We start from the raw sequence: 23033 nt of genomic DNA on the forward strand, positions 1-23033 counted from the left end.
CCAACCGACCGCACCATCACCCGCGACCGTGGGAAATTCCCCCCGTCGGCTGGATCCCGGCTTCCGCCGGGATGACGATCGAGCGTTCGGCGGCCGACCAGCGAAGCTCGCCCGCTCCGCCCCAGGTCGTCACCCCGGCGAACGCCGGGGCCCAACCGACCGCACCATCACCCGCGACCGTGGGAAATCCCCCCGTCGGCTGGATCCCGGCTTCCGCCGGGATGACGATCGAGCGTTCGGCGACCGACCAGCGAAGCTCGCCCGCTCCGCCCTTGGTCATCACCCCGGCGAACGCCGGGGCCCAACCGACCTCACGATCACCCGCGACCGTGGGAAATTCCCCCCGTCGGCTGGATCCCGGCTTCCCCCGGCCAAGACAGCTGCTCAGTCTTCGATCTGCCCCACGTCCCGGATCGCCCCCCGCGCCGCGCTCGTCGTCATCGCCGCGTAGGCGCGAAGCGCAGGCGTCACCTTGCGGGGGCGCGCGACCTCCGGCTTCCAGGCCGCCTTACCCTTCGCCGCCATGGCGGCGCGGCGTTCGGCGAACACGGCGTCCGACACGTCCACCCGGATCACCCGGTTCGGGATGTCGATGACGATCGGGTCGCCTTCCTCCACGAGCCCGATCAGCCCGCCTTCCGCCGCTTCGGGCGACACGTGGCCGATGGAGAGTCCCGAGGTGCCGCCGGAGAAGCGGCCGTCGGTCACGAGCGCGCACGCCTTGCCGAGGCCCTTCGACTTCAGGTAGCTGGTCGGGTAGAGCATCTCCTGCATGCCGGGGCCGCCCTTCGGGCCCTCGTAGCGGATCAGCACCACGTCGCCGGCCCGGATCTCGTTGGAGAGGATCGCCTTCACGGCCGCGTCCTGGCTCTCGAAGATCCGCGCCGGGCCGTTGAACTTCAGGATGCTCTCGTCGACGCCCGCGGTCTTCACGATGCAGCCCTCTTCGGCGAGGTTGCCGTAGAGCACCGCGAGGCCGCCGTCCTTGGAGAAGGCGCTCTCGACCGACCGGATGGTGCCGCCTGTCCGGTCGTCGTCGAGGTCCTCCCAGCGGTTCGCCTGGCTGAACGCCACCTGGGTCGGCACGCCGCCGGGGGCCGCGCGGAAGAAGTCCTTCACGCTCTCGGACCGGGTGCGGGTGATGTCCCAGCGCTCGATGGCGTCCTTCATGGTGGCCGAGTGCACCGTGCCGCAGTCCGCGTGGATCAGCCCGGCCTTTTCCAGCTCGCCGAGGATCGACATGATGCCGCCCGCCCGGTGCACGTCCTCCATGTGGACGTTGGCGACCGACGGGGCCACCTTGCAGAGCACCGGCACCCGGCGGGACAGCCGGTCGATGTCCTTCATGGTGAAGTCGACGCCCGCCTCGAAGGCGGCCGCCAGCAGGTGCAGCACCGTGTTGGTGGACCCGCCCATGGCGATGTCCAGCGTCATGGCGTTCTCGAACGCCTCGAAGGTGGCGATCGAGCGCGGCAGGACCGACGCGTCGTCCTGCTCGTAGTAGCGCTTGGCAAGATCGACCGCCAGGTGGCCGGCCTCCACGAACAGCCGCTTGCGGTCGGCGTGGGTGGCCAGCGTCGAGCCGTTGCCCGGCAGCGACAGGCCGAGCGCCTCGGTCAGGCAGTTCATGGAATTGGCCGTGAACATACCCGAGCAGGATCCGCATGTCGGGCAGGCCGACCGCTCGATCACCTTCACGTCCTCGTCGGAGATCTTCTCGTCCGCGGCCGCCACCATGGCGTCCACGAGGTCGAGCTTCTTCAGCTTGTCGCCCAGGACCACCTTGCCGGCCTCCATCGGGCCGCCCGACACGAACACCGCCGGAATGTTCAGCCGCATGGCCGCCATCAGCATGCCCGGGGTGATCTTGTCGCAGTTGGAGATGCACACCATGGCGTCCGCGCAGTGGGCGTTGACCATGTACTCCACGCTGTCGGCGATCAGGTCGCGCGAGGGCAGGGAGTAGAGCATCCCGTCGTGGCCCATGGCGATGCCGTCGTCCACCGCGATGGTGTTGAACTCCTTGGCGACGCCGCCCGCCTTCTCGATCTCCCGCGCCACCAGCTGGCCGAGGTCCTTCAGGTGCACATGGCCGGGCACGAACTGGGTGAAGGAGTTCACCACCGCGATGATCGGCTTGCCGAAATCCTCGTCCTTCATGCCGGTCGCGCGCCACAGGCCGCGCGCCCCGGCCATGTTGCGGCCATGAGTGGTGGTACGGGAGCGATAGGCAGGCATCTTTCGTCCTCGGGGGTGTTCGGGCAATTTTCGTGCGTATACCGGTTTTGGATTCCGCTGTCCAAGGGATCGGGGAGCGACCCCGATCACGGACGGGCGAGGGGGTGTGGGGCCGGCCCCGTCACGGCCGACAATACCCCGCCAGTGGGACCGACAAACCCCGGTGTGGGGGCGTGTCGTCGCGCCGGTGTCAGCCGGCCTCCAGCTCCGCCGCCTCGTAAGTGCCGGAAAGCTCCAGCCATTCCTCCTCGGCGGCGTCGATCGCCTTCAGGGCGTCCGCCCGTTCCTTGGAGAGCTTCGCCCCCTTGGCCGGGTCCCGGGTGAAGAGATCCGGGTCGGCGAGCGCCCCGTCCAGCTTGGCGACTGATTTGCGAAGCGTCTCGATCCGGCTCTCAACCGCTTGAATCTGCTTGCGCAGCGGCGCCAGCTGAGCGCGCCGTTCGGCGGCCAGCCGGCGGCGGTCCGCGTTGGTCACCTTGTCGGCCGCCTTGGCGTCCGCCTTCTGGCCGGAGGTACCGGAAAGGACGTAGCGGGTGTAGTCGGCCATGTCGCCGTCGAACGGCTTCACCTGCCCGTCCGCCACCAGCCAGAGCCGGTCCGCGGTGGCCTCCACCAGGTGCCGGTCGTGGCTGATCAGGATCACCGCCCCGTCGAAGGTGTTCAGCGCCTCGATCAGGCTTTCGCGGCTGTCGATGTCCAGGTGGTTGGTCGGCTCGTCCAGAATCAACAGGTTGGGACCGTGGAAGGTGGCGAGACCCAGCAGCAGCCGGGCCTTTTCGCCGCCCGAGAGTTCCCGGGCCGGCGTGTCCATCTTGGAGGTCTCCAGCCCCATCCGGGCGACGCGCGAGCGCACCTTCGCCTCCGGCTGGTCCGGCATCATCCGCCGCACGTGCTCCACGGCGCTCTCCGCCGGGCGCAACTCGTCCAGCTGGTGCTGGGCGAAGTAGGCTATCTCGATCTTGGTCGCCCGCGTGACATCGCCGTCGAACGGCTCCAGCCGGCCGGCGATCAGCTTTGCGAGCGTCGACTTGCCGTTGCCGTTCTTGCCGAGAAGCGCGATCCGGTCGTCGTCGTCGATCCGGAGCGACAGGTTGCGCAGCACGGGCCTCGCCGGGTCGTAGCCGACCGTCAGCTTGTCGAACACCAGGATCGGCGGCGCGATCTTGGCGCGCGGCGGCGGAAAGGTGATCGGCTCAACGTGGTCTTCCACGACCGCGTCGATGATCTCCATCTTCTCCAGCATCTTCACGCGCGACTGCGCCTGGGTGGCCTTCGAGGCCTTCGCCTTGAACCGATCCACGAACGCCTGCAGGTGCTTGCGCCGGGCCTCCTGCTTCTCCCGGGCCTTCTCCTGCAGCAGCAGCTTCTCGCGCCGCTGCCGGGCGAAGCTGGAATAGCCGCCGCGCCAGAGGGTCAGCCGCATCTGGTCGAGATGGCAGATGTGGTCCACGGCGGTGTCCAGCAGGTCCCGATCGTGGCTGATCAGCAGCACCGTGTGCGGATACTTCTGCACATAGCTCTGCAGCCAGACGGTGCCCTCCAGGTCCAGGTAGTTGGTCGGCTCGTCGAGGAGCAGAAGGTCGGGCTCGGCGAACAGCACCGCCGCCAGCGCCACGCGCATCCGCCAGCCGCCTGAAAAGTCCTTGCACGGCCGCAGCTGGTCCGCCGCGTCGAAGCCGAGGCCCGCCAGGATGGTGGCCGCCCGCGCTTCCGCCGAATGGGCGCCGATGTCGGCGAGCCGGATCTGGATTTCCGCGATCCGGTGCGGGTCCGTGGCCGTCTCGGCTTCAGCGAGAAGCGCCAGCCGCTCCGTGTCGGCCGCGAGCACGAAGTCCAGGAGGCTCTGGTCCGTTCCCGGCGCCTCCTGGGCCACGCGGCCGAGCTTCATTGCCCGCTTGAGGTCGACCGATCCGCTCTCCGGCGACAGGTCACCCGCGATCAGGCCGAACAGGGTGGTCTTCCCCGTCCCGTTGCGCCCCACGAGCCCGACCTTCGCGCCGTCGTGGATGACCACGGACGCCTTCTCGAGGAGCGTTCTCCCGGCGATGCGGTAGGTGAGGTCGGTGATCGTCAGCATGGCACGGGTTTGGCCGACGCGCCGCCGGAACGCAAGTCCCCGCGCGCCGCGGACGACGTATCCCCGTCCTGCATGCAAGCTTCAGCACGTTTTTGCCCGGCATCACCGCCGAAGGCTCCATGGGCCCGCCGGGCGCTTACGCCCGGCACAGGCCGAGAGGAGGTGAGACGATTGAAGATCCGGCTTAGGCTGGTCGTCAGGCTGTATGGTTGGCGCCTGCAACTGATGATCAGCATCTAAGAGAACGGAGGTCGGGCTCTCAGCCCGGCCTCCACCGGATGGGTCCGTCTCACCTCCCTCGTGCTGAAACTCTAGCACAACGCTTTCCCAGTGGAAGCATCCGTGGCTTTCCACGGAGCATCGCAGACTGCGATCGAACGGCTCGGCCGCTCGTAACAACCTTCCGAAACCATGATGTTTTTGTCAGGCCCGCACTGCCCGGTCACAGTGGACCTGCCGGGCATTCTCGCCCGGTAAAGGCCGAGAGGAGGTGAGACGATTGAAGATCCGGCTTAGGTTGGTCGTCAGGCTGTATGGTTGCCGCCTACTTCTGATGATCAGCATCTAAGAGAACGGAGGTCGGGCTCTCAGCCCGGCCTCCACCGGATGAGGTCGTCTCACCTCCCTCGTGCTGAAACTCTAACACAACGCTTCCCCAGTGGAAGCATCCGTGGCTCTTCACGGAGCATCGCAGACCGCGATCGAACGGCTCGGCAGCCCGTAACAACCTTCCGAAACCATGATGTTTTTGTCAGGCCTGGAATGCCGGGTCACAGTGGACCCGCCGGGCAGTCTCGCCCGGTAAAGGCCGAGAGGAGGTGAGACGATTGAAGATCCGGCTTAGGTTGGTCATCAGGCTGTATGGTTCCAGCCTGCACCTGACGATCAGCATCTAAGAGCACGGGGGTCGGGCTTGAAGCCCGGCCTCCACCGGATGGGTCCGTCTCACCTCCCTCGTGCCGTCAATTCTACCATGTCCGGCCACGCCGTCAAAGCCCGTCCGGCGGTTCACACGGTGAACTGCTGGCCGAGCTCCACCACCCGGTTGGACGGGATGCGGTAGAAGTCCGTGGCGTTCGCCGCCATGCGGGTGAGGGCGATGAACAGCCGGTCCTGCCACACCGGCATGCCCGACTGGGGCGACGCCCTGAAGGACCGGCGGTTCAGGAAGAAGCTCGTCGACATGATGTCGAACTTCAGCCCCTGCTTGCGGCAGAGCGCCAGCGCCTTCGGCACGTTCGGCGTCTCCACGTAGCCGAACGTCAGCGTCACGCGGGTGAAGTCCTCGTTGAGGAAGTCGATCTTCACCCGGTCCGCGTCGGACACCCGCGGCGCGGTGGAGACGCGCACGGTCAGCACCACGTTCTTGGCGTGCAGAACCGTGTTGTGCTTCAGGTTGTGCATCAGCGCGCTCGGCGCGATCTCCGGGTCTGACGTCAGGAACACGGCCGTGCCCGGCACGCGGACCGGATGCGACTTCTCCAGCATGCGGATGAGTTCCACGAGCGGCACGCTCTCCCGGTGCGACTTCTCGTAGACGATCTGCGTTCCCCGCACCCAGGTCCACATGGTGATGGTGATCAGCGTGGCCAGCATCAGCGGGAAGTAGCCGCCGTCCATCACCTTCAGGAGGTTGGCGCCGAGGAAGATGATCTCGATCGCCAGGAAGGGCGCGACGATCGCCACCGCCATCCAGAGCGGCCGCTTCCAGGCCTTCCAGACCACGATGAAGGCAAGGAGCGAGGTCATCACCATCTCGCCGGTCACCGAGATGCCGTAGGCCGACGCGAGGGCGCTGGACGACTGGAAGAACACCACCAGCACCAGCACGCCGGCGAGGATCAGCCAGTTCACCCGGGGCATGTAGATCTGGCCCGCCTGGGTCTCGGAGGTGTGCCGGCTCTCCAGGCGCGGCAGCAGGCCGAGCTGCACCGCCTGCTGGGTCAGCGAGAACGCGCCGGTGATGACCGCCTGGCTCGCGATGATCGTCGCCACGGTGGCGAGGATCACGTAGGGGAGGCGCGCCCACTCGGGCACGAGCAGGAAGAACGGGTTCTCCATGGCCTCTGGATGGGCGAGCACCAGCGCGCCCTGGCCGAGATAGTTGAGCGTGAGCGCCGGGAACACGAGAACGAGCCACGCCGCCTGGATCGGGCCGCGGCGGAAGTGGCCCATGTCCGCGTAGAGCGCCTCGGCGCCGGTGACGGCGAGGAAGACGGAGCCGAGCACCACCAGCGCCAGGAACCCGTGTTCCACGATGAAGGAGACGGCCGACAGCGGGTTGAGCGCGTGGAGGATGCCCGGATCGTCGCCCACGTGGATCGCGCCGGATACGGCCATGCACAGGAACCAGAAGGTGGTGATCGGCCCGAACAGGGCGGCCACCTTGCCGGTGCCGAAGCTCTGCACGGCGAACAGCGTCACGATGATCACGATCGTGAGCGGCACGACCACCTCGTCGAGGCCGGGCGCGACGAGCTTCAGGCCCTCCACGGCCGAAAGCACCGAGATCGCAGGCGTGATGACGGCGTCGCCGTAGAAGAGCGAGGCTCCGAGCACGCCGAGGACGAACACCACCGCCGAGCGGCGGCCGATGGCGCCCTGGGCCAGGGCCAGCAGCGACAGCGTGCCGCCCTCGCCCCGGTTGTCCGCGAAGAGAATGAACAGGACGTACTTGACGGTGACGATCAGCGTCAGGGCCCAGATCAGCAGCGAGACGACGCCGGTCACCTCGGCGCGTGTCACGCCGTCCACGGCCGTGTGGTGCAGCGCCTCGCGAAACGCGTAGAGCGGACTCGTCCCGATGTCGCCGTACACCACGCCCATCGACCCGAGCGCGAGCGCGAAGAAGCCCGCCTTGCTGTGGCTGCCCGTGTGGTCGTGGTCGCCGGACTTGTCGGGGCTCGTGGGGGCGGCGGTCTGAGCGGGCGGAGGAGGCACCGCGTTGCTGCCTGGGGTTTCGCTCATGTCGAACCGTTTTGGCGATCGGACGTCGAAGGACGTCGGCTCGATCGGCCGGCGCAGCGTTTACGGGATCGTGAGGTCGTTCGCAAGTGCACGCGACCCACGCGCCCCGCCGCGGCGGGTGCTGCCGGCCATTATCCGGCACGGGACGGCAAAGGGAAAGCCGGCGGATTCCTGTTGGTATCACTACGGCCGCCGCGGTTGTCCGCGGCGGCCGTCGCTCGAAGGGATAGGAACGCGATCAGATGCCGTCGGCGAGCGGCTTTACCACCACATGGCGCGCGTCGGCCGAGCAGGCGACCTGGAAGCCCTGCCCGTCGGGGGCGCTCACGTTGGCGCCGTTGCCGGCCGCGACCGACACCTGGATGCGGCTGCCCATGGCCGGGATATCGTCGTCGGACACCCGGTCGGCGATCACGACGGTCAGGTTGCAGGTCTGCCCGTCCTTGGCGAAAGTGCCGACCGCGTGCTTGGAGCCGAAGTCGTGGGTGAAGCCGTAGCCGGCGGCGTGCACGGACGGCTGGGGAGCCACGAGGCCGATGTCGGCGACAGCCGGGGCGGCGGACAGGGCGGTGAGGGAGAGGGCGGCGGCGAGGGAAAGAAGGCGGGCGTTCATCGTTTTCAAGCTCCAGACAAGACCTGGGTGGTCGGGGGGCGCGCCACCGAGGGAGGGAGGTGGCGCGCCCCAATCGACGAGAGGGAGGAGGGACTCCACCGCGTCGGGTCGGGCGGCCGGCTTGGGAGGGTTCGGTCGCCCGGGGTGGTTCACGTCGCCGGCTGGTCTAGGGGAGGACCGGCGGCGCGAACCTGAAATCATGCAACACGCAACGTGTCCGAATGCGGGGGCGTCGGCATTCGAGCGATCCGCTCGAAGCTCTGCCAGGACATTCTTCGTCAAATGAATACGTGTCTTCTCAATCGCGTCTGACGCTCAGCGGCTGGCCGTCGCGAGGCGGACGGTCGGTCCACCCGGTTCGGTGCTGAACGCCCGGCGCTGATCAGGACTTCCCCGGAGGCGTGAGGCAGGCGGAAGGGGAGGAGAGATCCATCCGTTCTGCCTTGTTTCCGGTGAAGCGCCGTACCGCGCCGATGGGTGAATCTATACCCGATGGTGCGGTGCAAAAGAAAGAGCCCCATCATAGGCTCAACCGATTGAAACGCCCCTAAACCGTTTTAGCCGAGTTCATTTCTTTTGCGGTCCGAATAAAGAAAAACTGAAAAGTGGCGCACTGCCTCTGCCTAATCGCCAAAACGGATGAGAAAATCCGGGGCAGAAGATGATGCGTTGATAGGTATTGCCTATCAATGGATGTTAGCAGGCGCAGCATTTCGGTCGGCCGGGATGGTCCGCGTCATGAACCGGGCTCGCCACGGGTCCTCGGGCGTGGTAAGCGGCGGCCGTCGGCCTGACGGTCAAGGCTGCAGCGGCGGCGCCATGTCACTCTTCCATCTGCTCGTGGTGGCCGTCGGCGGGGCGGCGGGTTCTGTCTGCCGCTATGCGGTCACGCTGGCGGCCGCTCGGGTTCTCGGGCCGGGCTTTCCCTGGGGAACGCTCGTGGTCAACGTCGTAGGGTCGGCCGCGATGGGGCTCCTGGTCGGGGTCCTGGCTGCGCGGTCCGACGGCGGGTCGCAGGCGGTGCGACTGCTGATCGCGACCGGCTTTCTCGGCGGCTTCACGACCCTGTCGTCCTTCTCGCTCGATGCGGTCATGCTCTACGAGCGGGGCGAGGGCGGCGCGGCGTTGATCTATGTGGCCGCTTCGATACTTCTGTCTCTGGGCGGGCTGGTCGCCGGTCTCGCCCTGGTGAGGACTCTTGCATGACTGACGCGCCCGCCACCGGCCCCCGGGTCGAACTCTTGACGGTGGCCAAGGACGAGGCCGGGCTGCGGCTCGACCGGTGGTTCAAGGAACACTATCCGGGCCTCGGCTTCGGCCATCTGCAGAAGCTCATCCGCTCCGGCCAGGTGCGGGTGGACGGCAAGCGCGTGGAGACGTCCACCCGCGTGGCTGCCGGCCAGGTGGTGCGCGTGCCGCCGCTGCAGTTCGGCGACGCGGCTGCCTCGTCCTCGTCCTTCGCAGTGGAGGGCAACGGCGCCCCGATGGCGCGCCCCAAACAGACGCCGTCCGCCAACGAGGCCGATTACCTGCGGGCGCTGGTGCTCTACGAGGACGAGCACGTGTTCGTGTTCAACAAGCCGGCCGGGCTCGCCGTGCAGGGCGGTTCGGGAATGACGCGCCATATCGACGGCATGCTGGAGGTGTTTCGCGACCGGAAGGGCGTGAAGCCGCGTCTCGTGCACCGGCTGGACCGGGAAACCTCCGGCTGCCTTCTGGTGGCGAAGACGCGCCTCGCGGCGTCCACCCTCGCCCGGACCTTCCAGACCCGGTCGGCCCGGAAGATCTATTGGGCGCTCGTCTACGGCCAGCCGAGGCCGGCCCAGGGCAAGGTCTCCACCTATCTGAAGCGGGTGGCGAGCCCGGACGGGGACATGATGGTGGTCGCCAAGCACGGCGAGAAGGACGCCCAGCACGCGGTGACCTACTATTCCACCGTGGACCACGCGGGCGGCAAGATGGCGTGGCTCACCATGAAGCCCACCACCGGCCGCACCCACCAGCTGCGTGTCCACTGCCAGGCGATCGGCCATCCCATCATGGGCGACCCGCGCTACTTCGACATCGAGAACTACGAGTTGCCGGGGGGCATCCAGAACCGGCTGCACCTGCTCGCCCGCCGCCTCACCATCCCGCATCCGGCAGGCAAGGGCGTGATCGACGTGACGGCGCCGCTGCCGCCGCACATGCTGCAGTCCTGGAACCTGCTCGGCTTCGAGACCGAGGACGACCCGCGCGCCGATCCGAAGTTTCCGGAGGACTGAGCGCCGGTTTTGGCGAGGGCGCGGGGTGCGACCTTCCGTCAGACCGCGATGGTCGTTCTTGCGCCGCAATCCTCGACCGGAGAATACTCCCCGCCGAGCGGTCGTCGCGCTCGGCAGGACGCCTGAGAGGGAAGACTTCCTAGTGGAAGGCACCGTAGAAGGCCGCACAGACGGAGGAAACTGTTCATGAGGACGCTTTTCGCGGCGCTGGTCGCCGGTATTGTCGCGCTCGCGCCGCTGGCAGCGGAGGCTCACGGTCCGACTCGCCAGAAAGTGGAGATCTCCACCGAGATCAACGCGCCGGCGGACAAGGTCTGGGCGGTGGTCAGCAACTTCCAGGACCTGTCCTGGGTGCCGGGCGTCGCCAAGGTCGAGGGTTCGGGCAGCGAGGTCGGCTCCGAGCGGGTGATCACGCTGGAGAACGGCGAGACCCTGAAGGAAAAGGTCGACAAGCTCGACGCGGCCAAGATGATGATCATGTATCGGGCCGAAGGGGACAACGTGAAGTTCCTGCCGGTGACCAACTATTCCTCCCGCCTCACCGTCAAGGCGAACGGCAGCAAGTCCACCGTCACCTGGTGGGGCGCCTTCTACCGCGGCTATCCGAACAACGATCCGCCGGCGGAGCTGAACGACGAGGCCGCCGTGAAAGCCGTGACCGGCCTCTACAACGCCGGCCTGGAAGGCCTGAAGAAGAAGCTGGAGAGCGGCAGCTGATGACGGCGGCGAAGGCCATCCGCCGCATGGCGGCCGCCGCCGGCGTCTTCGCCGGCTGCCTGGCGCACGCCGGGCCGGCCGCCGCCGACGAGGCCTTCGTCACCAACCAGCAGAGCGACGACGTCTCCGTCGTCGACCTCGACACCGCCACCGTGGTGGCGACGATCCCGGTCGGCGGCAAGCCGGCCGGTGTCGTCGTGTCGGCCGACGGCGCCCGGGCCTATGTGTCGAGCCCCGAGGGCAAGTACGTCACCGTGATCGACGCGGCCGCCCGCTCGGTGGTCGGCCGCATCGATGTCGGCGGCGGGCCGGTGGGGATCGTGCTCTCGCCGGACGACCGTCGCCTGTTTGTGGCCGACTGGTACAACAACCGGATCCTCGCCATCGACACGGCCACCCTGAAGGTGGCCGGCACGGTTCCGGTCGGTCGCGCCCCGGCCGGCATGGCGGTGACGCCGGACGGTTCGCTGCTCGTCTCTTGCGACCGCGACGACGACCGGCTCTCCTTCATCGACACCCGGACGCTCGCCGTGGTCGGCACGGCGACGGTCGGCACCCATCCGTTCGCCGTCACCTTGTCCCCGGACGGGGCGACCGCCTACGTGGCCAACGTCATGTCCGACGACATGTCTGTCGTCGACGTCGCGGCCCGGAAGGAGACCGCCCGCGTGCCGACGGGCGACACGCCCTACGGCGTGGCGCTTTCCGGCGGTCTCGGCTTCGTCACCGACCAGCACGCGGACACCGTGACGGTGTTCGACATCAAGACGCTCGAGGTCGTCAAGACCGTCGACACGCCGGCATTCCCGGAAGGCATCGCGGCCGCCCGGGACGGGCGGAAAGTCTGGGTCGCGAGCTGGAACGACGACCTTCTGTTCTCTCTCGACACGGCCACATTGTCGGTCGTTGACGAAATCCCCGTCGGAACGAGCCCGCGGGCCTTCGGCAACTTCATCCGCCGCACCGATTGAGAGGCCGCGCCGGTCACGGGCCGCAGGTGATGTCCACGGTCTTGGACCACGTGTCGATCACCTGTCCGGCCTCCTCGATCCGCGCCGTCACCTCGAGTCCGGCGCAGCCGTGGTCGACGATGAAGGACCGCATGGCGGTTCCGAAATTCCCGATCGACCGGATGGGCCAAGCCTTCTCGAACAGGACCGCACCCTCCGGCCGCGTTCGCGCGGTCGCGTAAAGCGTTGGCGGATCTTGGAATTCCGCATTCGGCTCGCCCTCCACGATGACGTCCACCACCAGCTGGACCGACCGCCCGTCCGGCCCGTTGGCCGCGACCGGCCGGTCCGCCTTGGCGACGTCGTCGGAGACGCCGCCGCTGTCCTCGAAGAGGAGCAGGATCTTGGACGCCCCGAACCGGAGGTCCGCCGCCGCGTCCGCGTCCACCGCCTGGAGGCCGACCGCCGCCACGACTGCACCGACCAGCCACCGCATGAACCCGATCCTCCCCTTTTCCGGCGACCCTGCCGGCGGACGCCGAGCCGAGGATCGTCTCCGAGATTGCCATCTCGCCGGAAAAGCCGAAACCCGGCTCGTCAGGCGAAACCCGGCTCGGCAGGCATGCGCACGCCCACTCTCGACAGGCGGCCTGCTTGGCGATAGTTCCCGTTCATGACCCTTTCCGCTCCCAAGCTGGTGCTCTTCGATTGCGACGGCACCCTCGTCGACAGCCAGGTGATGATCGTGTCCGCCATGACGCGGGCGTTCGAGACATCCGGGCTCGCGCCGCCGCCGCGCGAGGCGGTGCTCTCCATCGTGGGCCTGTCCCTGCCGATCGCGATCGCGCGGCTCCTGACGGCGCATCCGGACCTGCCGGTCGACCCCCTGGTGGAGGCCTACAAGGCGGCATTCTTCGAGCTGCGGCAAAGCCTTGACCATCAGGAGCCGCTGTTTCCGTTCGCCCGCGAGACGATCGAGGAACTGGCCGCCCGGCCGGACGTTCTGCTCGGCGTGGTGACGGGAAAGTCCCGCCGCGGACTGACCGCCATCCTGGCGCTGCACGGCCTCGCCGATCACTTCGCGGTGCTGCGCACCGCCGACGACGCGCCGTCGAAACCGGATCCCACCATGGTTCTGGACGCGGTCGCGGCCGTGGGCGGGGAGGTGGAGCGGACCGTGGTCGTGGGCGACACCACCTTCGACATCGAGATGGCCAGGGCCGCCGGTTCCCCGTCGATCGGCGTGTCCTGGGGCTATCATCCGCCGGAGGCGCTGACGGCGGCGGGCGCCCGCACGGTGATCGACGATTTCCGGGTCCTGCCCGGCCTTGTCACGGACCTGTTCGCCTGAGGAGCACCGCCATGCCGGATCTTTTCGACGACCTCGCCGGTCCGACCGACGCCGACCGCGACCGGGCGTCCACCGAGCGCCGGGCGGCCGCCCGCGAACTGCCGAAGCGCTTCTACAAGGAAGCGTCCGTCACGGCGGGGGAGGGCGGATTCGCCGTCCAGCTGGACGGCCGCCCCGTGCGCACGCCGGCCCGCCGGACCCTCTTTCTGCCGACGGAAGCTCTGGCGGCGGCGGTCGCGAAGGAGTGGGCCGACCAGGGGCTCTATGTGGACCCGGGCACCATGCACCTGACCCGGCTCGCCAATTCGGCCATCGACGGCGTCGCCGATCAGACTGATGCGGTGGCCGACGACGTGGCCAAGTACGCCGGGTCCGACCTCCTCTTCTACCGCGCCGACGGTCCCGAGCGGCTGGTGGAGCGGCAGACCGAGCTGTGGGACCCGATCGTCGCCTGGGGCGAGCAGCGCTTCGGCGTGCGTCTCCGCCTCGCCGAAGGCGTGATGCCGGTCGAGCAGGACGCCGCCGTCCTCGCCGCCGTGCGGAACGCGGTTCCGCGCGATCCCTTCGTGCTCTCCGGTCTGCACGCCATGACGACGCTGATGGGATCGGTTCTTCTCGCCTTCGCGGTGCTGGAAAGGCGCATCGGCCTCGACGAGGCCTGGACCGCGGCGCACGTGGATGAGGACTGGAACATCGAGCTCTGGGGTGAGGACGAGGAGGCTGCCGAGCGGCGGGCCTATCGGCGAGCCGAGTTCGCCGCCGCCGCCTCCCTGGCTGGGCTCTGAACGGCCGGCGCGCGGCTCTCCACGCCCGTTCGAGCTCGAGGTTTGCGCTTCGAAGCGAATTCCGGTCGTGCTAGGCTGCTCGCCACGAGGGAGGTGAGACGACTTTCATCCGGTGGAGGCCGGGCCTGAGCCCGACCCCCGTTTGTCTTAGGTGCTGATCGTCAGGGTTAGGCGCCACCCGAACAGCCTGACAACCAGCCTAAGCCGGATCTTCAATCGTCTCACCTCCTCTCGGCATGATGCCGGGCGGGTTACCCGGCTTCGCCACTGTGGCCCGCGGCATCGATCCTCGCAAAAACGTCATGGTTTCCGCATGAGCGGCGGTGTCCGATTGGCACCGGGCGCATTGGACAGGCATTCGGGTCGGTGCCATCACTACGTGGCTTGCGGATGCGGACACGCACGCCTTCCGGAGGCGCCGCTCTGGCCAAGGTTTGCGCTTCGAAGCGAATTCCGGGCGTGCTAGGCTGCTCGCCACGAGGGAGGTGAGACGACCTTCATCCGGTGGAGGCCGGGCCTGAGCCCGACCCCCGTTTTTCTTAGACGCTGATCGTCAGGGTTAGGTGGCACCCGAACAGCCTGACAACCAGCCTAAGCCGGATCTTCAATCGTCTCACCTCCTCTCGGCATGATGCCGGGCGGATTGCCCGGCTCGGCCACTGTGCTCGGCGGCGCTCTTATCTTCAAAAACGTCGTGTTTGATGCATCTACCGCGGTTCGGCCCGAGGTCGATGGGCTTCGGGCGCCGGCGGTATCGAGGACGCACAATCAAACCTGCGTGACCGCTGTTCGCCTGTCGTCGAACCGACCGATACTCCTTCGCCGGGGGGAGACCGGGAGAGACCGATGACGGACCGCATACCGATCACTCAGGAGATGATCCGCCTCTACGACGAGTACACGCACCTCACCCTCGACAGGCGGGGCTTTCTGGAAAAGCTCACCAAGGCGGCCGGGTCCACCGCGGCGGCGGCTGCCGTCGTGCCGCTCCTGGAAGCCAGCAAGGCGCGCGCAGCCGTGATCCCGGCGGACGATCCGAGGATCGTCAGCGAAACCGTCACCTACCCGGGCGCGTCAGGTGAGATGAAGGGCGTTCTGGTGCGCTCGGCGGACGCGACCGGCGAACTGCCGGCGGTGATCGTCATCCACGAGAACCGCGGTCTCAACGGCCATATCGAGGATATCGCCCGGCGCCTGGCGGTGGACGGCTTCCTGGCGCTCGCGCCCGACTTCCTGTCGCCCTCCGGCGGAACGCCGGCGGACGAGGACCAGGCGCGCCAGGCGATCGGCGCGCTCGATCCCAAGACGACGCTCGACAACGCGGCCGCCACGGTGACCTTTCTCCAGGCCCACGAGCGCAGCAACGGCAGGGTCGGCGCGGTCGGCTTCTGCTGGGGCGGCGGGCTCGTCAATCAGCTGGCCACCGCCAGCGAGGCCCTGAAGGCCGGTGTCGCCTACTACGGACGAACGCCGGATCCGGCGGCGGTGCCGAACATCAAGGCCCGGATGCTCCTGCACTATGCCGGGCTCGACGAGCGCATCAACGCGGGGATCCCGGACTATGAAGCCGCCCTGGAGGCGGCCGGGGTCGACCACGAGATCCATGTGTACGAGGGTGTGAACCATGCTTTCAACAACGACACGTCTTCGGCCCGCTACGACAAGGCGGCGGCGGATCTTGCGTGGCAACGCACCGTGACCTTCCTCAAGGACACTCTCGACTGACTTTTATTCATGGCGTTTGTCGATGAATCCATAGGGCGGCCGCGTGCTTCGCGGCCGCTTTTGCGTGTTGTCCGCCGTCAAGCCACGTGATTTGTTGAAGAATGCGCTCTTTGTGCAGTGCACCTAAAGAAGATCGCTATCGCAACATAGGCAATCTCAATGATTGTATTGAGAAAATCGAACTCGTGACAGAACGTCCGCTTGTGCCGACGTGCCTGTTCGGTGTTAATCTGCCGCCACAACAAAACAAGCTCGTGAACCGAGGGCAGCCTTGACCGTCAAATTCGCCGAGAAGTCGCGCCCCATGACCCGCGACGTGGCATCCCCCAAAGGACGGCAGGTCGACGACGTGTCGATCGCCGAAGTCCGCGCCCTTCTCGGTGCGGAACCCCGCCGCCGCGATCTCCTGATCGAGCACCTGCACAAGCTGCAGGACCACTACGGCTGCCTGCACGCGCGCCACCTGAGGGCGCTCGCGGAAGAGATGCGCATCGCCCAGGCGGAGGTCTACGAGGTCGCGAGCTTCTATCACCACTTCGACATCGTGAAGGAAGGCCACCAGGCCCCGGCGCCGGTCACGGTGCGCGTGTGCGATTCCCTGTCCTGCATGATGGCGGGCGCCGAGCAGGTGATCGCGGCCCTGCAGCAGGGCTTCGATCCGGCGGCCGTGCGCGTGGTGCGCGCGCCCTGCGTCGGGCGCTGCGCGGAGGCGCCGGCGGCGATCGTGGGGCGGAACGCGGTCGGCTCGGTCACCCCGGAGAGCATCCTCGGCCTCGTGGCCGAAGGCCGGACCCGGCCCGAACTGCCGGCCTATGTGGATTTCGCGGCCTATCGGGCGGCCGGCGGCTACCGGCTTCTGGAAAGCTGCCTGAAGGGCGAGCGCACGCCGGACGAGATCATCGCCTTCCTGTCGGACTCGGGCCTGCGCGGCCTTGGCGGCGCGGGCTTCCCGACCGGCCGCAAGTGGTCGATCGTGAAGGGCTATCCGGGCCCGCGCCTGATGTCGATCAACGGCGACGAGGGCGAGCCCGGCACCTTCAAGGACCGCTTCCACCTGGAGCGCGACCCGCACCGCATGATCGAGGGCGCGCTGATCGCCGCCTGGGCGGTCGGGTGCGAGCGCATCTACATGTACATGCGCGACGAATACCCGACCGTGCTGGAGATCCTCGCCCGCGAGTTCGCGGCGGTGACGGCGGCGGGTCTCGCCGACCATGCGGGGCTGGAGCTTCGCCGCGGCGCGGGCGCCTACATCTGCGGCGAGGAGAGCGCCATGCTCGAGTCGATCGAGGGCAAGCGCGGCCTGCCGCGCCACCGGCCCCCGTACATCGCAGAGGTGGGGCTGTTCGGCCGGCCGACCCTCAACCACAATGTCGAGACCCTGTTCTGGGTGCGCGACATCGTGGAGAAGGGCGTCGACTGGTTCGCCAGCCAGGGCGTGAACGGCTCGAAGGGCTTCCGGTCCTGGTCGGTGTCGGGCCGTGTGAAGGAGCCGGGCGTGAAGATCGCGCCGGCCGGCATCACCATGCATCAGCTGATCGAGGACTATTGCGGCGGCATGGCGGACGGCCACACGTTCAAGGCCTATCTGCCGGGCGGCGCCTCCGGCGGCATCCTGCCCGCCGCCCTCGGCGACATCCCGCTCGACTTCGGCGGCGGTCTCGCCGGCCACGGCGCCTTCGTGGGCAGCCACGCGGTGGTGGTCCTGTCCGACCAGGACAACATCAGGGACGTCGCCCTCAACCTGATCGACTTCTTCAAGCACGAGAGCTGCGGGCAGTGCACGCCCTGCCGAAACGGCACGGAAAAGCTCGTCTCGCTTCTGAAATCCCGTCATCACGACGAAACCGCGATTGTGGATGTGATGCAGGTGATGCGCGACGCGTCCATCTGCGGCCTCGGGCAGGCGGCGCCGAACCCGATCAGCCATCTGCTGACCTTCTTCCACGACGATCTCGCCAAGGTGCAGTCATGACCGACAGCATTGCCTTCAAGCTCGACGGCCGCGACGTCGTGGCCGAGCCGGGCGAAACCATCTGGCAGGTGGCGCAGCGCTGCGGCACCGACATCCCGCACCTCTGCTATTCGCCGGCGCCCGGCTACCGGCCGGACGGCAACTGCCGCGCCTGCATGGTGGACATCAAGGGCGAGCGCGTGCTCGCCGCCTCGTGCATCCGCACCCCGACGCCCGGCATGGAGGTCTCCACCGAGTCCCACCGCGCCGTGAAGGCGCGCGAGATGGTGTTCGAACTCCTGGCGACCGACCAGCCGCCGAAGGAGGAGGCGCCGGATCCCATGTCCCACTTCTGGGCGTGGACCGACCGCATGGACATCGAGGTGGGCCGGCTGCCGAAGAAGGAGCACGGCACCCACGACATCTCCCACCCGGCGATGGCGGTGAACCTCGACGCGTGCATCTCCTGCGGCCTTTGCGTGCGCGCCTGCCGCGAGGTCCAGGTGAACGACGTGATCGGCATGGGCTACCGCGGCGGCCACGCGGTGCCGGTGTTCGACTTCGACGACCCGATGGGCAATTCCACGTGCGTGGCCTGCGGCGAGTGCGTGCAGGCCTGCCCGACCGGCGCCCTGTTCGAGAAGAGCCTGATGGACGAGGCCGGCAAGAAGCGCACGGTGGTGCCGGACCGCACCGTCGACAGCGTCTGCCCCTACTGCGGCGTCGGCTGCCTGACCAAGGTGTCGGTGAAGGATGACCGGATCGTCCAGGTGGACGGCCGCGACGGTCCGGCCAACGAGAACCGGCTCTGCGTGAAGGGCCGCTTCGGCTACGACTACATCTTCCATCCGCACCGGCTGACCGTGCCGCTGATCCGCAAGGAAGGCGTGCCGAAGGACGCCCATATCCACATGGATCCGGGCAACCCGTGGGACGTGTTCCGCGAGGCGACGTGGGAAGAGGCGCTGGACGCGGCGGCCAACGGCCTGAAGACCGTGCGCGACCGGGACGGCGGCAACGCGCTCGCCGGCTTCGGTTCGGCCAAGGGCTCCAATGAGGAGGCCTACCTGTTCCAGAAGCTCGTCCGCCAGGGCTTCGGCACCAACAACGTGGACCACTGCACCCGGCTCTGCCACGCCTCCTCGGTGGCCGCCCTCATCGAGGGCATCGGCTCCGGCGCGGTGACGGCGCCCTTCACGGCCGCCGACACGTCGGACTGCATCATCGTCATCGGCGCCCGTCCGGAGCAGAACCACCCGGTGGCGGCCACCTACCTGAAGCAGGCCGCCAGGCGCGGTGCCAAGCTGATCGTGATGGACCCGCGCGGCCAGGGCCTGATGCGGCACGCCGCCTACGGCCTGAAGTTCACGCCCGGCCGCGACGTGGCGCTCCTCAACGCGATGATCCACACGATCATCGAGGAGGGGCTGACCGACGAGCAGTACATCCAGGCCAACGTGGACGGCTTCGAGGCCCTGAAGAAGAAGATCAAGGACTTCTCGCCCGAGGAGATGGAGCAGGTCTGCGGCATCCCGGCGGAGACCATCCGCGAGGTGGCGCGCACCTACGCCAAGGCCGAGCGGTCGATCATCTTCTGGGGCATGGGCGTCAGCCAGCACGTCCACGGCACCGACAACACCCGCTGCCTGATCGCGCTCGCCCTCATCACCGGCCACGTGGGCCGCGAGGGCACGGGCCTTCACCCGCTGCGCGGCCAGAACAACGTGCAGGGCGCGTCCGACGCCGGCCTGATCCCGATGATGTACCCGGACTACAAGTGGGTGACGGACGAGACCGTCCGCCTCGGCTACGAGGACCTGTGGGGCCGTCCGCTGGATCAGAACCGCGGCCTGACGGTCGTGGAGATCATGGACGCGATCCACGAGGGCAAGATCAAGGGCATGTACGTCCAGGGCGAGAACCCGGCCATGTCCGATCCTGACCAGCACCACGCCCGCGCGGCGCTGGCCATGCTGGAGCACCTCGTGGTCCAGGACATCTTCCTCACCGAGACCGCCTGGCACGCGGACGTGGTGCTGCCGGCCTCCGCCCACGGCGAAAAGCTCGGCACCTACACCAACACCAACCGGCAGGTGCAGATCGGCCGGCAGGTGGTGCCGCCGCCGGGCAAGGCGCGCCAGGACCTGGAGCTCATCATCGAGTTGGCCAACCGCCTGGGCTGCGGCTGGACCTACGGCTCGGTCGCCGAGGTGTTCAACGAGATGGCGGCTGTGATGCCGTCGCTCGACAACATCACCTGGGAGCGCATCGAGCGCGAGGGCTCGGTGACCTATCCGGCCGACGCGCCGGACAAGCCGGGCAACGAGATCATCTTCGGCGACGGCTTCCCGACCGCCGACGGTCGCGCCCGCATCGTGCCGACCGACCTCGTGCCGCCGGCCGAACTGCCGGACACCGAGTTCCCGCTGGTGCTGACCACCGGCCGCCTGCTGGAGCACTGGCACACCGGGGCAATGACCCGGCGCGCCGGCATCCTGGACGGCCAGGAGGGCGTGGAGATCGTCTGCATGCATCCGCGCGACATCGGCCGGCTCGGGCTCACCGCCGGCGAGCGCGTGGCGGTGGAGACGCGCCGCGGCCGGGTGGAGCCGATCCTGCGCGCCGACCGGGACGTGACCGAAGGCATGATCTTCATGCCCTTCTGCTTCACCGAGGCGCCGGCGAACTTCCTCACCAACCCGCAGCTCGACCCCTTCGGCAAGATCCCGGAGTTCAAGTTCTGCGCCGCGCGTGTGGGGCGGATCGAGCTGCAGGCCGCGGCCGAGTGATCTGAAACGCGAGGGACCGGCGGGATCGCCCCGCCGGTCCGCGCCATGCCGGCTCAAGTCGCGGACCGACCGCGCCGGACGCCATCGGGCCCGTGGGCACGACACGGGGCACGAGCTCACCCGCATCGCGCCCGGCAGCTCCGCCGCCCCTTGGCGGAAACGCGCCACGGCGGCGAAAGCGCGGTCGGGCTGACAGGATTTCCGTCTTGCCCCGGTGCCGCGGACGTGGTCTCAACGGTGCCGTCCCGCCAGCCACCGGCCCGTCCCTACGTGTCCCCCACCGCCAAAGGCGTTCTGCTCAAGATCCTGTCGACCCTCGCGTTCGCCGTGATGGTCGTGCTGATCAAGCTCGTCTCCGACCGGGTACCGCCCGGGGAGGTGCTGTTCGCGCGCGCCTTCTTCGGCACGCTGCCGGTTCTGGTGATGCTGCTTCTCGCGGGCGAGCTGCCGAAGGCGCTGAGGACGAGCCAGCCCATGGGGCATGTCCGGCGCGCCGTGGTCGGCACCATCTCGATGTTCTGCTGGTTCGCGTCGCTCACCTATCTGCCCCTGCCGGACGCAACCGCCATCAACTACGCCGGGCCGCTGTTCGGCGTCCTGTTCGCCGCCATGCTGCTTGGCGAGACGGTGCGGATCTACCGCTGGTCGGCGGTGGCGGTCGGCTTCCTCGGGGTGCTGATCGTGCTGTCCGGGCAGCTCACCGGCGACCTCGCCTCGGGCGGGGCCGACCGGCTGATGGGCGGCCTCCTGGCGCTCGCCTCGGCCGTGTTCGCGGCCCTCGCCATGGTGACGGTGCGCAGCCTGACGGCGACCGAGACCACCGGGGCGATCGTGTTCTACTTCTCCACGTCGGCATCGGTGCTGGCGCTGTTGTCGCTGCCGTTCGGCTGGGTGATGCCGCTGCCGATGGATGCGCTCGCCCTGGTGATCGCCGGCCTCTGCGGCGGCGTCGGGCAGGTGCTGATGACCCAGGCCTACCGCTACGCGGAAGCCTCGGCGATCGCGCCGTTCGACTATGTGAACATGATCTGGATCGTGATTGCCTCCTACGCGGTGTTCGGCGACGTGCCGACCGCGACGGTGCTGATCGGGTCGGCGATCGTGATCGCGTCCAGCATCTTCGTGGTGCTGCGCGAGCGGCGGCTCGGCATCGAGCGGCGACGCGACGCCGCCGCCCCCGGCGGACAGACCTGACCGCGCCCGCCGGTTGACAGGCGGGGACGGGGACCGCATATGACCTCTCAGTGACGAGGGGCGCCGAACCGGTCGGGACCGACCGGCCGCCGGCTGAGACGAACCCTTAGAACCTGATCCGGGTCGTGCCGGCGGAGGGACGTCACCGAGGCCGGACTGTCCCGAATCTCCTCGCCCTTCGCTCCATGGCCCGGCCCTCGAGGCATGATGGCGGGCGGATCCTCACCTATCGGACGAACGACACCGGACGTCGCCGTGCTCGGCGCGGGCGTGATGGGCCTCGTCGCCGCGCTCACCGCCCGGCGGGCGGGCCTTCGCGTCGCCGTGTTCGATCGGGCGGCGGATCTTTCGGCCGGCGCCGGCTGGCGCTCCGGCGGCATGCTGGCGCCCGAATGCGAGGCCGAGGTGTCGAGCCCCGCCGTGGTGGCGCTCGGCCGCCGCTCCATGGCGCTCTGGCCGGCGCTCGCCGATGTGGCGCTGAACGGCACCCTGGTGGTGGCGCCCCCGCGCGACCCGTCCGCGCTCGCCCGGTTCGCCCGCATGACCACGAGCCACGCGTCTCTCGGCGCCGACGCGGTGGCGGCCCTGGAGCCTGCGCTCGCCGGCCGCTATGGCCGTGCGCTGTTCTATGCCGGGGAGGGCCATCTCGACCCGCGCGAGACCCTGACCGGCCTTGTCGGCCGCCTGCGCGACGCCGGCGTCCCGGTCACCTTCGGCTGGACCGGCGAGGAGGCGGAGCTTGCCGCCGCCGCGGTGATCGACGCCCGCGGCCTCGGCGCGCGCGACCGGCTGCCCGGCCTTCGCGGCGTCAAGGGCGAGATGGCGCTGGTGCTGAGCCGCGAGATCGCCCTGGAACGCCCCGTCCGCCTGCTCCATCACCGGCATCCGCTCTACGTGGTGCCCCGGCGCGACGGCGTGTTCATGATCGGCGCCACCACGATCGAGAGCGACGAGGGGCTGGCCGTCACGGTCCGGTCGGCCGGAGAGCTGCTGACCCAGGCCTATGCGGTGCACCCGGCCTTCGCCGAGGCCGAGGTGCTGGAGTTCAACGCAGGGCTACGGCCCGCCATGCCGGACAACGAACCGGTGATCCGCCGGGTCGGTCGGACGATCGTGGTCAACGGCCTCTACCGGCACGGCTGGCTGCTGGCGCCGGCTCTCGCGGCGGACGTGGTCGGGTACATGCTGACGAACGAGGAGGGGAAGACCCCATGCGTGTCCGTCTGAACGGCGAGATCGTGGAGACCGCGGCGGACGACCTGCCGGGGCTCCTCGCCGAGCTGGAGTTCGACCCGGCGGTGGTCGCCACCGCCGTCAACGGTGATTTCGTGCCGAGGACGGCGCGCGCGGGCGTGCGCCTCGAGGACGGGGACAAGGTGGAGGTGATCAGCCCCCGCCAGGGAGGCTGA

Annotated in this window: 18 protein-coding genes and 1 riboswitch; of the genes, 12 read left to right on the forward strand and 6 right to left on the reverse strand. The window is 68.5% G+C overall.

Annotation, left to right across the window (positions count from 1 at the left end; all coding sequences use genetic code 11):
* Positions 1-16: 16 nt before the first annotated feature.
* From HND91_RS15015 to HND91_RS15035, 5 genes are all read right to left on the reverse strand, one after another.
* Positions 17-280, reverse strand: a complete 264-nt coding sequence (locus HND91_RS15015) for a hypothetical protein (RefSeq protein WP_181707418.1) — start codon at positions 278-280, stop codon at positions 17-19.
* Positions 281-384: 104 nt separating this feature from the next.
* Entirely contained in the window at positions 385-2238 is a 1854-nt protein-coding gene (gene ilvD / locus HND91_RS15020) for a dihydroxy-acid dehydratase (protein WP_181707419.1), read from the reverse strand.
* Between the two features lie 190 nt (positions 2239-2428).
* A complete protein-coding gene (locus HND91_RS15025) occupies positions 2429-4315 on the reverse strand; it encodes an ABC-F family ATP-binding cassette domain-containing protein (protein WP_181707420.1) in 1887 nt (628 codons plus the stop codon).
* Positions 4316-5323: 1008 nt separating this feature from the next.
* Positions 5324-7282: a potassium transporter Kup gene (locus HND91_RS15030; RefSeq protein ID WP_181707421.1), complete on the reverse strand. Its 1959-nt coding sequence runs from the start codon at positions 7280-7282 to the stop codon at positions 5324-5326.
* A 238-nt stretch (positions 7283-7520) separates the two neighbouring features.
* Complete coding sequence (locus HND91_RS15035) at positions 7521-7895, reverse strand: hypothetical protein (RefSeq protein ID WP_181707422.1); 375 nt, start codon at positions 7893-7895, stop codon at positions 7521-7523.
* Positions 7896-8714: 819 nt separating this feature from the next.
* Between HND91_RS15035 and crcB the strand changes: the two genes are divergently transcribed.
* The 4 genes from crcB (at position 8715) to HND91_RS15055 (ending at position 11847) form a co-directional block, all read left to right on the forward strand.
* Positions 8715-9101 carry a fluoride efflux transporter CrcB gene (gene crcB / locus HND91_RS15040; RefSeq protein ID WP_181707423.1) on the forward strand — a complete coding sequence of 129 codons (387 nt, stop codon included), beginning with the start codon at positions 8715-8717 and terminating at the stop codon, positions 9099-9101.
* Positions 9098-10159: an RluA family pseudouridine synthase gene (locus HND91_RS15045; protein WP_181707424.1), complete on the forward strand. Its 1062-nt coding sequence runs from the start codon at positions 9098-9100 to the stop codon at positions 10157-10159. Before crcB ends, HND91_RS15045 begins: the two co-directional genes overlap by 4 nt.
* Before the next feature lie 186 nt (positions 10160-10345).
* Positions 10346-10876 carry an SRPBCC family protein gene (locus tag HND91_RS15050; protein ID WP_181707425.1) on the forward strand — a complete coding sequence of 177 codons (531 nt, stop codon included), beginning with the start codon at positions 10346-10348 and terminating at the stop codon, positions 10874-10876.
* Complete coding sequence (locus tag HND91_RS15055) at positions 10876-11847, forward strand: YVTN family beta-propeller repeat protein (protein ID WP_246329508.1); 972 nt, start codon at positions 10876-10878, stop codon at positions 11845-11847. Before HND91_RS15050 ends, HND91_RS15055 begins: the two co-directional genes overlap by 1 nt.
* A 13-nt stretch (positions 11848-11860) precedes the next feature.
* Here the strand turns inward: HND91_RS15055 and HND91_RS15060 are convergent, their stop codons facing one another.
* Positions 11861-12322, reverse strand: a complete 462-nt coding sequence (locus HND91_RS15060; protein WP_181707426.1) for a hypothetical protein — start codon at positions 12320-12322, stop codon at positions 11861-11863.
* A 177-nt stretch (positions 12323-12499) separates the two neighbouring features.
* Between HND91_RS15060 and HND91_RS15065 the strand changes: the two genes are divergently transcribed.
* The 8 genes from HND91_RS15065 to thiS all read left to right on the forward strand — a co-directional run bounded on the left by HND91_RS15065 (position 12500) and on the right by thiS (position 23033).
* A complete protein-coding gene (locus tag HND91_RS15065; protein WP_181707427.1) occupies positions 12500-13177 on the forward strand; it encodes an HAD-IA family hydrolase in 678 nt (225 codons plus the stop codon).
* 11 nt (positions 13178-13188) lie between these two features.
* On the forward strand, positions 13189-13962 hold the full coding sequence (locus HND91_RS15070; protein WP_181707428.1) for an ATP12 family chaperone protein: 774 nt from the start codon (positions 13189-13191) through the stop codon (positions 13960-13962).
* Between the two features lie 846 nt (positions 13963-14808).
* Positions 14809-15687, forward strand: coding sequence for a dienelactone hydrolase family protein (locus HND91_RS15075; RefSeq protein ID WP_246329509.1), 879 nt, complete (start codon positions 14809-14811; stop codon positions 15685-15687).
* A gap of 304 nt (positions 15688-15991) precedes the next feature.
* Positions 15992-17662, forward strand: a complete 1671-nt coding sequence (locus HND91_RS15080) for an NAD(P)H-dependent oxidoreductase subunit E (RefSeq protein ID WP_181707618.1) — start codon at positions 15992-15994, stop codon at positions 17660-17662.
* The gene (fdhF, locus tag HND91_RS15085; RefSeq protein WP_181707429.1) at positions 17659-20430 is read left to right on the forward strand and encodes a formate dehydrogenase subunit alpha; all 2772 of its coding nucleotides are present in this window, start codon (positions 17659-17661) and stop codon (positions 20428-20430) included. The genes HND91_RS15080 and fdhF overlap by 4 nt, the downstream gene beginning before the upstream one ends.
* A gap of 237 nt (positions 20431-20667) precedes the next feature.
* Entirely contained in the window at positions 20668-21624 is a 957-nt protein-coding gene (locus HND91_RS15090; RefSeq protein WP_343057350.1) for a DMT family transporter, read from the forward strand.
* A 46-nt stretch (positions 21625-21670) separates the two neighbouring features.
* A riboswitch (TPP riboswitch) is annotated at positions 21671-21781 on the forward strand.
* Between the two features lie 98 nt (positions 21782-21879).
* Entirely contained in the window at positions 21880-22851 is a 972-nt protein-coding gene (locus HND91_RS15095; RefSeq protein WP_343057351.1) for an FAD-dependent oxidoreductase, read from the forward strand.
* A complete protein-coding gene (gene thiS, locus HND91_RS15100) occupies positions 22836-23033 on the forward strand; it encodes a sulfur carrier protein ThiS (RefSeq protein ID WP_181707431.1) in 198 nt (65 codons plus the stop codon). Before HND91_RS15095 ends, thiS begins: the two co-directional genes overlap by 16 nt.

The sequence above is a fragment of the Chthonobacter rhizosphaerae genome, from assembly GCF_013839525.1.
In the GTDB taxonomy this organism is placed as follows: Bacteria; Pseudomonadota; Alphaproteobacteria; order Rhizobiales; family Pleomorphomonadaceae; genus Chthonobacter; species Chthonobacter rhizosphaerae.